Here is an 11,593-nt window from a genome sequence, read left to right on the forward strand (position 1 = left end):
GTGATTAAGCCATAATGGAATTGAATATGGAGAGCACGGCATATAAAAAGATTGGTGAAGAAAAACAAACGGCCCATTCCTTGCTGGAGTTAATCAAAATTGCGAGATGGCCCAAGCTTGCGCTTGCTTGGAGCATCGTATTTACACTGATTTCCGCCGCTTTTTCATTAGTATTGCCGATCATTACAGGCAAGCTTGTCGATAAGATCTCAGCTATGGAGCTGACGATCCAGACCGCAGCTGTGCTTATTTCGCTGTTTCTGGCCGGAGGGATTTTAAACGCCGTGTCTTCTCTGCTCCTCAGATATGTGGGGAGCAAGTTTTTTCAGGAACTGCGACTGAAAATTTGGGAAAAAATTATCCATTTGCCGGTTAATTATTTTGATAACAACGAGAACGGCAAAATCATCAGCAGAATGACGAACGACCTTGCTATTGTAAGTAATTTTCTGGCTATCACTCTGCCTTCTATTCTGGCTGATGTCCTGATGGTCACTGGTTGCATCATCATGTTATTTGTGTTGGATTGGAGATTAATGAGTGTACTCGTTGCTCTGATTCCTATAACGGCGCTACTAATCTATCCCATTGGAAGAAGGATGAATAGAGTAGCGATTGAGGCACAGGATGCAGCCGCAGATTTTTCCGGTGAGTTATCCAAAATTCTCTATAACATCAGATTCATTAAAGCGACGACGTCGGAAAAGCTTGAAATGAAATATACTCGGGAGATACTTGGACGTATCTTTCGCTTGAACATCAAAGAGGGAATATTGTCAGCTGTCATTGAGCCGATTGTAACAATTATCATCATGCTAGCTTTGGTAGGAATGTTTTGGTATGGAAGCGCCGGCATTGCCGCTGGACATATCACTACAGGTACTTTGGTATCCATGATCTTTTATTTGTTTACAATGGTTTCGCCTCTGACCCAGCTCAGCAGTTTTTTCTCGCAGTATCAGAAGGCCAAGGGAGCAAGCAAGGAAATTTATACCATATATAACCAGCAGGATGAGAAGCAAGAAAAGTTAGGCAGTGTGCCGGACATGAAAAGTCATGATCAGAATTCGGATATCCTGCATTTTGCCAATGTTTCTTTCTCGTACAACCAGGGCCAACCGGTATTATCCAACGTGGAGTTAACCTTCAGAGGCGGTACCACTACAGCGATCGTAGGGCCTTCCGGCTCGGGAAAAACAACAATATTTTCTTTAATAGAGAAATTTTACTCAGAATATAATGGAGAAATCTATTACAATAATGTATATTTGGATAAGATTAGGACGGAAGAATGGCGTCGCAAAATATCCTATGTTATGCAGGATAGTGACTTACTGGTAGGATCAGTGAGAGACAATCTGGTATATGGCCTAAACAGAGACGCGGATGACCATGAGATTTATGCGGCTCTTGATACAGTAGGCTTGAAGGAGGTAATTTATCAATTACCGGATGGTTTGGATACCTTTGTTGGAGAAAGGGGAGTCAAATTATCGGGGGGACAGAAGCAGCGAATCCAGATTGCCAGATGCTTGCTTTCAGACCATGAGATTCTGCTGTTTGATGAAGCTACCGCCAATCTGGATAGCGAGTCAGAGCAGCTTGTACATGATGTAATCAAGCTTCTCTCCAAGAATAAAATGACCATTGTTATCGCTCATCGTTTGTCAACCATCTACAAAGCGGACCAGATAATCTTTTTGGATAAAGGAGAAGTAACGGGGGTAGGCACGCATCACGAATTAATGAGTTGGCATGATAAATATCGTGATTATGTTCAATTCCAGCTTCCCACACAATTAAGTTAGGGAGGGGCGGTGGCGTTGTATCATCAATTGTCAACGTGGATCATTGATAAATACTTTCAAGACGAAGAATTGGAAGCGGAGAAGCGTGCTTATGTGCTTTATTATCTAGAGAACATACTGGCTGGCACAGAAAAAATACTTCTTGTATTGGTCAGTGCCTGTTTGCTCGGTGTATTAGCCGAAACGGCTGCGATGCTGCTTTCCTATACAGTGGTCCGGCGAAAGTCCTTTGGCTGGCATGCTCGCAAGTCGCATCATTGCACCTGGGTCAGTCTACTGACCTTTGTGTTTGTTCCCTGGCTCTTAAAGGAAGTAGAATGGAACCGCTTTTTTTTGGCGACGCTCTGTCTGCTTTCTATCATTCTGATTGCCAGATACGCTCCGGCCGATACGGAGTGCAATCCATTGGTAGATCCGAAGTTAAGAAGAGCATGCAGATTACAAGCTATCTTTTTAAGTATAGTGTTTGTTTTCGTGGCCATCGCACTAGATTTTTATCCTTGGTTAATATTCGGGCTGTTTCTTGAAGCAGTCGTCATCACACCAGTATTCTATTCCATAATGAGAAGGAGTTATGCCAATTATGAACAATATCAAGAATATTAAAGAACACAGAAATAACCATACCCAGAGACTCAAGGCTAAGCTACTGGAGCATATGAGTAAAAGAGGTGAAGGAGGAGGGATTTGTTTCGGGTTGTTCTATGAACCAGTCAACCCAAAAGTTTGGAAATTGAACAAAAAATGATTACATCCGGCATTTATTTTTTGCAATACACCAGCTATCTTGTAATATATCATATGGTCAGCGGCAATGGTCTAAGCGTTTTCCGTATGAATTATAAGCTGCTGCTGTTTTTAGTCATGTATTATTTTATCGGAATAACAGCTCTGAATAACTTCGGACTGATTGTTTACCTATTTCTATTTGTGCTACTGGCATTATACGGGTGGTTGACCGACAAATATGAATCCTTGTGGGTCATAGGCTTCTATGCCATCCTTACCATCTTTATTACGACACTGCTGGGTTATTTCATAACGGTAATCAGCTATGCGGTTCCTTATGAATATAAAAACAAATGGACGGCGCCCTTCCTAACCGCTTGTTCACCTCCGCTGATCTACTTGGCGCTCCGAAAGCTTGTGTCTTATTTGTTTCCTACTCCGGCGGTCAGGCTTTTGAAGCTATATCGGATTAAGCTTATCGTCGGAGCTTCTTTAATCTTAGTCTTGGGGATCATCGGACTCGGACTCATTATCTATTCGGAGTGTGAAAGCAACAATCCGTATCCAAGCAGATTAAAGATTGTGTTGATGCTGATCGGCTTGACCTCCATCTTCCTGATGACGATCAATTGGCTGTATCGCTTCCTGCGTGAACGTGAGCTAGAGAAGAACAAGACGGAACAATACCTGCAGCTGGAGGCTTATATTATGGAGATTGAAAAAATGTACGAAGACATCCGCGGCTTCAGACATGACTATACCAATATCCTGTTAATGCTGGACGAGGGGATCAGAACTGGGGATTTGTCGATGATCAAGCGGATATATGAGAGTTCTATCCAACCTACTGCTTCACAGTTGAACGGATATTCCTATAGTCTGGATAACCTGATTAATCTGGACGTGAGTGAGCTCAAGAGTATTATTACATCCAAGGTGCTGGTGGCAAAGAAGCGTGGAGTTGACGTAAAACTGGAAATTGATAGCGGTATCAGTGAAATGTATATGGATATTATAGACCTTTGCAGAGTAATCTCTTGTTTCCTGGACAATGCAATCGATGCGGCATTAGAGACCTGCAATCCGTCCATAAATATTGTACTGATCCATGAAGACGATATTCAGACGGTGACGATACGAAACTCTTATAATCATTCTGCACTTGACGGGATTAAGGTGAATGATCTCTACAAACGGAACTTTTCAACGAAAGCGGACAATCGGGGTCTTGGCTTGTACAATATAGCAAAGGTGCTGCGCAGCAACAAGTATGTAACTTTGGATACCAAAAAGGAACCGGATTTTTTCACGCAAACATTAATTATAAAGAGAGCGACATCATGAATATTTTTATCCTGGAAGATCAGTTTATCCAGCAGCGCATAATGGAAAAGATGGTCCGTAAAAGCTGCGAGGAACTTGGCATCTGCTGCAGCAATCTCATTGTCACCAGTAAGCCGGATCTCCTGCTTTTTGAATCTAAAGCTTGTGCGAATAACTTGTATTTCCTTGATATTGAAATCTCGGGTTGCCAGATGAAGGGACTGGAAGTTGCCCAAGAAATCAGAAAATATGATATGTATGGGCATATTGTCTTTGTAACTACCCACGGTCATCTGTCTCCGCTTACCTTCCAATACAAGGTAGCAGCTCTTGATTTCATTATCAAGGATGCTACTCAGGATGAAATGGAAAAAAAGGTAAGAGACGTTCTTGCTGTTGCCCATCAAAGAAAGCCTGTGTTGGATGTCGATGATTGGTTTATACTCGACAATAAATTTACGAAATTTCAAATTTCCTTCTCCAGCATTTATTACTTTGAAACAACCGGTGTTCCCCACAAAATCCGTCTGGTTTCCGAAAACAGAACTCTTGAGTTTTACGGCGATCTGAAAGATATTGAGGCTAAGGACCCCAGGTTGTTCCGGTGTCATCGGGCATTTATCGTAAACCTGATGAAGGTGGAATCTATAGATAAGAGCAAGAAGGAGATCATTTTTCAAACCAATCAGAATTCCGGAGAAGCAAGGCGCATTATTCCCGTTTCCCGCCAATTGTTGAAGCACCTCTTAGATAAGATGGGAGACCGGAGCCTCCTGAACAGACCTGTTTACGAATAGAATAGATATGGAGGGCATAGTCCTTCGGGAAGAAAAGGGGAGGAATATGGAACAAAGATTATCCGTTCAAGCAGAGGTGAAGGGCATTGATGCCACCAGTTTAAAATTAATTGCAGTATTAGCAATGCTAATTGATCATATTGGAGGGCTATTTTTTGCCGATTTTTTGGGCTTTCAGGTGGTAGGCAGAATTACATTGCCTATCATGGCTTTTTTTGTAGCCGAAGGATATATCCATACCAGAAGCTTCAAAAAATATACAATACGCCTTGCTCTAACCGGGCTAGCCAGTGTGGTGCCTTACGGATTGGTATTTAAAGATTGGTATACTTCGGGAAACATCATGCTAACGTTGTTGATGGGCCTACTGGCAATATGGTTCTATGACAACACGACCAATTCTGTACTTAAATACTTGGCGATTTCGGCTCTTTGCGTAGTCTCTTTTTTGGGAGACTGGAGTGTAATTGGAGTGTTACTGGTTCTAGCTTTCTATGTCGCTCGCAAACAACAGAAGATTTACAACGGATGGATTATTGCAATAATTGCGCTTATGTTCATTTTCGGAGTCATCATTATATGGGCTGTTCCCGATTCGCTCAGCATCATGGGCATCAACGCCAGCACAATGAACGAATATCTTTATCCGTTTGCGATCGGCGGGGCCTGTATTTTTGCCCTCCCTCTGCTATCCCGATATAACGGAGAGAGGGGAAAAGGCTCACGAACCTTCTTCTATTTGTTTTATCCGCTGCATTTGCTCGCGCTTTATCTGCTGAAGTTGGCTATTGATTATTACATATAAGAAGGGCTGTCTAATAAGTAACTAAAATAAAAAAATTGGACGGGAAACGACATGTTTTCCGTCTATTTTTTTATATAGTGCGATCGGTATGAATGATAACTTGGCGGTGAAAGTCCGCCAATATACGCAAAAATACCTTGCTTGGCCTCGTCCCGGATTTCATAACGATTAAGGTGAATCAGTTCTTTCTTCAGTATGCTGTGGAAGGACTGAACTCAATACAAGCATTGTCGAACACGATCGTAAGTAAGTGGTAAAATAGGTGTGTGATAGCGGTCCCACGGACTCTTCATATGTGGATGAAGCAGGGAATATTTTGAAGATTAAAGGAGGAGAAGCATGAAGATTATGCCTTTACAGAAACGTGGAATCTCCGATAGTCGGCTGGCGCTTGGTTGTATGCCTTTTGGTGGTGAATGGAGCCATGCGCCGTTTACGCAGGAGCATGTCGTTGAAGCAGAAAGAGCTGTAGAAGCTGCACGATCCATCGGGATTACGATGTTCGATCATGCGGATATCTATCGTATGGGGAAAGCGGAAGAGATTTTCGGTCAGATTTTAAAGGGACAGCCGGGCTTGCGTGAGCAAATCGTAATTCAGTCCAAATGTGGTATTTTTCTGCCAGATGGTACGCTCCCGGGCCGTTTTGATTTCTCATATGCTCATATTATGGAGTCCGTGGATGGGATCCTGAAGCGTCTGGGTACGGAATATTTGGACATCTTGCTGCTGCATCGCCCCGATCCGCTGGTAGAGCCGGAAGAAGTAGCGAAAGCGTTCAGTGAGCTCAAGGCATCCGGCAAAGTAAGGCATTTTGGCGTCTCTAATATGAATGTAAGCCAAATTCGTTTTCTGGAGCGGAGCCTAACGGAGCCGTTGATCGCTAATCAGCTGGAAATGAGCCTGGCCCATCTGCATTTTGTAGATCAGACCGTACATGTGAACCAGCAGGCGGGGACGAATGTACATTTTGGCGAAGGTTTGCTGGAATATTGCCAAACCGAGGATATTCAGCTCCAAGCCTGGGGACCGCTGGCGCAGGGACGTTTTAGCGGAGGTTCTTTGGAAGGGGCGCCTGAGCATGTCGTTAAGACGGCAGAGCTGGTGCAGAAGCTGGCTTCTGAAAAGGAAACGACACGTGAAGCGATCGTCCTTGGCTGGCTTATGAAGCATCCAGCACGGATTCAGCCTGTCATTGGCAGCGCCAATCCTGAACGAATCAAAGCATGTCAGGATGCGGAACGCCAGAGCGAGCTGATGACCCGTGAGGAATGGTATGAATTGTACGTCAGTGCGCGCGGACAAGCCTTGCCATAACTCGTTTAAAAGCCCTTTCCCTCGTCTCATTAACAGACGGAGGGAGGGGCTATTTACATGGATGTATCTCATATTTGCCTCAGTAGCTATTCCTCTTCGTAGCGTGCAAGGGCCTTGGCTGTTGTCTCCTTCATTCGTGAGATCAGCCGGGAGCCTTGGACGACCTTGACACGTTTGCCCAGGAAACGGATTTTGGATAACACATATTCACATTCGTCTGCCTGGAAAGTGAGTGTAATACGATAGGTATCTGCTTCCTGAACATATTCGACCTCTTTTTCAAAGCAGGAAAAAGCATATAAAATACGAGACATTTCACCGTTATATACAGGAACAATTTCGATGATGCCCTGTTCCTTGCGCGACTCCAGTATACCGAGTATACGTTGGGTGAATTTATCGGCCTCTTCGGGTAGAAGCTCATCTTCCGTGATGTTCACGATATTAGATAGCTTGGTAGACATGAGCGCGCGGTGTCTGCGATTATACCACAGCAGGCTCCATTCTTTTTTGACCATGGAAAACTCCAGCTTATATGGAAAACCGGACATTCGCTCATGCAAGCGTCCGTTGCGCAGTTTGTAGGTCACACAGATGCCAGAACGGGATCGCAGAATGGAACGCAATTCACGCAAGAGTGGATGGTATACCGAGACAGCAGGGATACCTGCCTTTTCCCGCAAACTTCCATCGGCCTCCAGCGGCTCGTCGTCTGCAAGTAATTGCCGAAGCTTATCAAGTGTAGCCGGGGTAAAACCCTCTGTCGCTGCCGAGTCTGCAAGCATAGATTTGAGCCAAATTCTTTCCTGTGATGTGGTAGCAAAAGCGCCCGATTCATCCAGCCGTGAGACGATCTGGTAGTTAAATATTTTCTCGAACAGGCTCATAATAGGCTTGCAGCTCCTTCCATTCCTGTCTGAATTCCTTCCGTAGCCGCTGAGGCTCCAATACCTCACAGCTTGATCCGAAGCTGCGAATCCACGGTTTAATCTCAGTGATTCCATTCACTGTGATTTCATAGATAAAGGATTCACTTTCCTCCTCCGCGATCGTACCCCATTGTCCCTGTGACAGCACACGTTCCCGAATAAAGTTGCGCTTCGCGCCCTCAGGATTAAAAAAGCGTACCCGTACCTTTACAGGACGGCCCGTATCAACAAGCCAGCTGTACCGCATTTTTTCTTCCAATACGGCTAACAGGTCGGCATGAAGCTGCTCTGGGACAGGCTTGCCCTCCACCAATTGAGTCATGCCCTCCATACGAAACTTCATGATTCCTTTACCGCCTACATGACCCAGAATATACCAACGTCCATATTGATGATCATAGATGACTTGTAGGGGCAGAATGGTGTGTTCACGGCCGTCGGTCTCTTTTTCAAACAGCGGGTTTGTGTTTTGTGACCCGTACATGCTTCGTTTGGACGTCGAAAAATATAAAAAAGTTACACAGCGGCGTTGCCGAATGGCGTGTAGAAGCGGATGAATATGGGCTTCGTCCAGAATGCGTGAATAATAGTGGTATTTATATAAAAAAGGTTCGGCCATCTCCCGATCTCCGAGCTGACGGCGCATGGCTTTTTTAAGATGATCTCGCAGCAGATATCCCTGTACAGAGGGGAGCTGGGTGTTGGCCATAATGTCTACAAAATCATATAAGTCCAGCAGCTCCTCGTCCGTCAGTTCTGTCACCAGATCGTTGCGGACAGCATAGCGGTAAGGTCTGCCGCCGGGTTCCTTGCGAACGACGCCGACTTCAACCAGATATTTCAGATCGGAACGAATCGTTTTCTCATCCGGTAGTGAACTGTCGGAAGGCAGCCCGTTGCAGCAAGCATCCAATAGTTCCATGGTGGTCATAGGCTGTGACTGTAGCGCTGTCAGCAGAAGGGATAAACGGACGCTTTCCGATTCCTTGAGCGATTTGGCCCGAAACAGAAATAACAATAATGGATCAGCCGATTCGTAATAATTAAAGCGCAGCATCTCATTAAAATCATGTCCGTGTTCCGCAGGCAACTGCTGTTGTACCGATTGGACAATTTCCTTGAGACGCCGGATTGTTTTATCAAAGGTATGTACCGAAATGCCCAGTCTATCTGCGAATTGCTGCCGATTATAGGCGCCGCTTGTTAATGTGAGCATACGCAGGAATTGAATTTCTTTATCAAAACTCTCTCTCGCCATGATGCATTCCCCGTTTCTGTTGCCGTTCTCCGAAAGTAAGTATCCCTTTATTCTAACAGGGAAGGGATGTAGGAAAAAGGGAAATTATTCATCCTTGTAATACTTTCACCATGTTCACGACTTCCAAAATAAAGCATCATAGGAGTATAAGATAGCACGATGAAATAAGAAGCAATACATAACAGAAGGGTGATGCAACATGTTTGGACGACGCAAAAATGAAGTGTTATATCCATGGGTAGGTAAGCTTTCGATTTATGAAACGATTAAGCAGGGACTGGACCCTCAGGGCAGGCTTACGGATGATCATTTACCAGATGATGAAGAATATTGGGCAGGTCACACGATGCGTTGGGTGGCAGGAGGATTGGATGGAGCATTTGGGCATCATGGCGCTGTCGGAGATGGAGAGACTGACAAAATTAAGGATCTGGCGCAGTTGTTGTCCAGACAATGCCGCAAGCCAGGGATGAAGACGAGACGTGAGACGTATGTACGCTTGATGGAGGAAAATGCGCTCAGCCTGATTGATCCGCTGCTAGATGCGGTGCGCGAGCATCCAGCAATTCAGCCGGATCGATTGTATGAGGAAGCACGTTGGCTGGCTGAACACGGAGCACATCGCAATGTGGTGAAGGTCGGTATTGCGCTGCTTGGATTACTGGAGACGGATCAGCACCACGAACTTATTTTAACACTAGCCAAGCATGATGAATTCACGCTATATGCAGCTGTAGCTATCCGTAATATTTCGGAGCAGGCCAACGAACAATTGTATAATTTAGCCTCACAGGTACATGGCTGGGGACGTATTCACGTAGTAGAACGGCTGGAGCCTGCGCGGCAGGAAATACGTGACTGGTTATTAAGGGAAGGATTCCGCAACAATGTCATGTATGAGTATCTTGCTTATGAGTGTGCTCATAAAGGCGAACTGCATACAGCCATCGCTGTACCGCACATTGATCAGGAGTTGTTTGACGGGGCGGGTGATATTCTATCGGCTTTGCTGGCAGCAGGCGGACCTGCGGAAAGTATAGACGATTATGAGCATGCCACTATGGTCATAGGCAACTACCTTCGCCATGCTAAGACCATGTGTACGACTGTGAAGCATTTTACGATCATCATGGATATTGCGGATTTTCTCGATGAAGAAGACGATTCATGGGAGGCACGTTATGAGCATGAATGGACGCCGGAATTACGTAAACGTTACGCGTCAATATGCCAGCAGATGATGGACGATCCGCAGTGGGTGAAGCCGGTAGAGCAGGAACTGCAGTATGCAGATTCACCGCATCTCCACTGCGCCATTCGCGTAGCTCGAATGCTAGCACTAGATGTATGGCCCGTGCTATTTGATCAATTAAGTAAATATCCAGTCAAGCCTAATCTATACTTTGAACTCATCAAGACAGAGGATGAACAGCGGGCTCGTAAGCTGGTGGCTTTTGCAGAAAAGCACTTGCCTCTGGAAGAAATTGCTTCTGGTCCTGCTGATGTGCCGGGCTTTGGACCGGAGTATGAAGCGCATCAATGTCTGGGTATTTTGCTTCAGCTATTGTCTTCTTACGAAGGAATGGGACAAGAGCTAGTTGCTGCCGGACTTTGGAGTCCGGTGATCTCCAATCGTCATGCAGCACTTCATGTACTCAAGGAATGGCCTTCTGAGATGTGGGGAGAGGAAACGACAGAGCGTCTTCGCCGCTTATCGATAGATGAAACGGAGGAGTCGATTAGAGAACAGATTCGGGAAATACTTTAATGATAAGGGAGGGAACAACATGACGGATATGAAGCATGGGCAGGGTTTCATTCAACCGGAAATGCGTGAGACGATTTTGCGTGAGCTGCGCGCGTTGGAGCAAGCGGAGCAGGTGCGCATTGTATACGCCTGTGAATCAGGCAGTCGGGCGTGGGGGTTTCCTTCACAGGACAGTGACTATGATGTACGATTTATCTATGTAAGACCCATAGAATGGTATTTATCTATTTTTGATAAGCGGGATGTGATTGAACGGCCAATCAGCGATTTGCTGGATATAAACGGCTGGGATTTAAAAAAGGCGCTCCAATTGTTTCGCAAATCCAATCCGCCTTTGCTGGAATGGCTGCAATCTCCGATTTCCTATCTGGAGCAATATGCAGTGGCTGATCAGATTCGTGCGATCTCGCCGTTAACCTTCTCTCCGAAGTCCTGCATGTACCATTATCTGAATATGGCGCGGGGAAATTATCGGGATTATTTGCAGGGAGAACAGGTGAAGATTAAAAAGTATTTTTACGTGCTGCGCCCGTTGCTGGCCTGTAGCTGGATTGAACGTCACAACAGCATGCCTCCAATGGAATTCGTAGAATTGCTAGAGGAACTCATTCCGGCACATACCGAACTTTATCAGGTGATCGAACATTTGCTTGATCGTAAAAAAGCGGGCGAGGAGCTGGATGTGGAGCCACAGCTTTCGGTGGTGAATGATTTTATCCAGCAGCAAATTGCTTATTTTGAACAAAAGGCGCCCTTGCTTCAGCATATGGAGAGTGGACGTGATCAGCAGTTGGATGATATGTTCCGCGCTGCGGTGAATGAAGTATGGAAAGTATAAGCTGGGAAGGAGAAGTAGAGT

Annotated in this window: 10 protein-coding genes; 8 read left to right on the forward strand and 2 right to left on the reverse strand. The window is 45.2% G+C overall.

All coding sequences use genetic code 11. The features are described 5' to 3' along the window. Nucleotides 1-14: 14 nt before the first annotated feature. The 6 genes from MKY75_RS04500 (at nucleotide 15) to MKY75_RS04525 (ending at nucleotide 6,779) form a co-directional block, all read left to right on the forward strand. A complete protein-coding gene (locus MKY75_RS04500; RefSeq protein ID WP_081317629.1) occupies nucleotides 15-1,808 on the forward strand; it encodes an ABC transporter ATP-binding protein in 1,794 nt (597 codons plus the stop codon). A gap of 9 nt (nucleotides 1,809-1,817) precedes the next feature. Then, nucleotides 1,818-2,414, forward strand: coding sequence for an accessory gene regulator AgrB (locus MKY75_RS04505; RefSeq protein WP_230585093.1), 597 nt, complete (start codon nucleotides 1,818-1,820; stop codon nucleotides 2,412-2,414). Nucleotides 2,415-2,534: 120 nt separating this feature from the next. Next, nucleotides 2,535-3,881 carry a sensor histidine kinase gene (locus tag MKY75_RS04510; RefSeq protein ID WP_245231541.1) on the forward strand — a complete coding sequence of 449 codons (1,347 nt, stop codon included), beginning with the start codon at nucleotides 2,535-2,537 and terminating at the stop codon, nucleotides 3,879-3,881. Next, nucleotides 3,878-4,657, forward strand: coding sequence for a LytR/AlgR family response regulator transcription factor (locus MKY75_RS04515; RefSeq protein ID WP_029517599.1), 780 nt, complete (start codon nucleotides 3,878-3,880; stop codon nucleotides 4,655-4,657). The genes MKY75_RS04510 and MKY75_RS04515 overlap by 4 nt, the downstream gene beginning before the upstream one ends. Nucleotides 4,658-4,703: 46 nt before the next feature. After that, a complete protein-coding gene (locus MKY75_RS04520) occupies nucleotides 4,704-5,462 on the forward strand; it encodes a TraX family protein (protein WP_340884460.1) in 759 nt (252 codons plus the stop codon). Nucleotides 5,463-5,801: 339 nt separating this feature from the next. Beyond that, complete coding sequence (locus MKY75_RS04525; RefSeq protein ID WP_039272461.1) at nucleotides 5,802-6,779, forward strand: aldo/keto reductase; 978 nt, start codon at nucleotides 5,802-5,804, stop codon at nucleotides 6,777-6,779. 86 nt (nucleotides 6,780-6,865) lie between these two features. On the opposite strand, the gene MKY75_RS04530 is transcribed toward MKY75_RS04525, so the two are convergent. Together MKY75_RS04530 and MKY75_RS04535 are read right to left on the reverse strand one after the other, a co-directional pair. After that, nucleotides 6,866-7,666 (reverse strand): WYL domain-containing protein, encoded by an 801-nt coding sequence (locus MKY75_RS04530; protein WP_029517596.1) that lies wholly within the window; start codon nucleotides 7,664-7,666, stop codon nucleotides 6,866-6,868. Continuing rightward, on the reverse strand, nucleotides 7,641-8,966 hold the full coding sequence (locus tag MKY75_RS04535; protein ID WP_340884462.1) for a helix-turn-helix transcriptional regulator: 1,326 nt from the start codon (nucleotides 8,964-8,966) through the stop codon (nucleotides 7,641-7,643). Before MKY75_RS04535 ends, MKY75_RS04530 begins: the two co-directional genes overlap by 26 nt. A 199-nt stretch (nucleotides 8,967-9,165) precedes the next feature. On the opposite strand from MKY75_RS04535, the gene MKY75_RS04540 reads away from it, so the two are divergent. Together MKY75_RS04540 and MKY75_RS04545 are read left to right on the forward strand one after the other, a co-directional pair. Next, on the forward strand, nucleotides 9,166-10,734 hold the full coding sequence (locus MKY75_RS04540) for a hypothetical protein (RefSeq protein WP_029517594.1): 1,569 nt from the start codon (nucleotides 9,166-9,168) through the stop codon (nucleotides 10,732-10,734). A 19-nt stretch (nucleotides 10,735-10,753) separates the two neighbouring features. Beyond that, nucleotides 10,754-11,572: a nucleotidyltransferase domain-containing protein gene (locus MKY75_RS04545; RefSeq protein ID WP_029517593.1), complete on the forward strand. Its 819-nt coding sequence runs from the start codon at nucleotides 10,754-10,756 to the stop codon at nucleotides 11,570-11,572. Nucleotides 11,573-11,593: the final 21 nt, after the last annotated feature.

The sequence above is a fragment of the Paenibacillus sp. FSL L8-0663 genome, from assembly GCF_038008125.1.
GTDB classification, from domain to species: Bacteria; Bacillota; Bacilli; order Paenibacillales; family Paenibacillaceae; genus Paenibacillus; species Paenibacillus polymyxa_D.

Coding starts and splice junctions, on each gene's coding strand:
- MKY75_RS04500 (WP_081317629.1), top strand. CDS start 15: ATGGAATTGAATATGGAGAGCACGGCATATAAAAAGATTGGTGAAGAA.
- MKY75_RS04515 (WP_029517599.1), top strand. CDS start 3,878: ATGAATATTTTTATCCTGGAAGATCAGTTTATCCAGCAGCGCATAATG.
- MKY75_RS04520 (WP_340884460.1), top strand. CDS start 4,704: ATGGAACAAAGATTATCCGTTCAAGCAGAGGTGAAGGGCATTGATGCC.
- MKY75_RS04525 (WP_039272461.1), top strand. CDS start 5,802: ATGAAGATTATGCCTTTACAGAAACGTGGAATCTCCGATAGTCGGCTG.
- MKY75_RS04530 (WP_029517596.1), bottom strand. CDS start 7,666: ATGAGCCTGTTCGAGAAAATATTTAACTACCAGATCGTCTCACGGCTG.
- MKY75_RS04535 (WP_340884462.1), bottom strand. CDS start 8,966: ATGGCGAGAGAGAGTTTTGATAAAGAAATTCAATTCCTGCGTATGCTC.
- MKY75_RS04540 (WP_029517594.1), top strand. CDS start 9,166: ATGTTTGGACGACGCAAAAATGAAGTGTTATATCCATGGGTAGGTAAG.
- MKY75_RS04545 (WP_029517593.1), top strand. CDS start 10,754: ATGACGGATATGAAGCATGGGCAGGGTTTCATTCAACCGGAAATGCGT.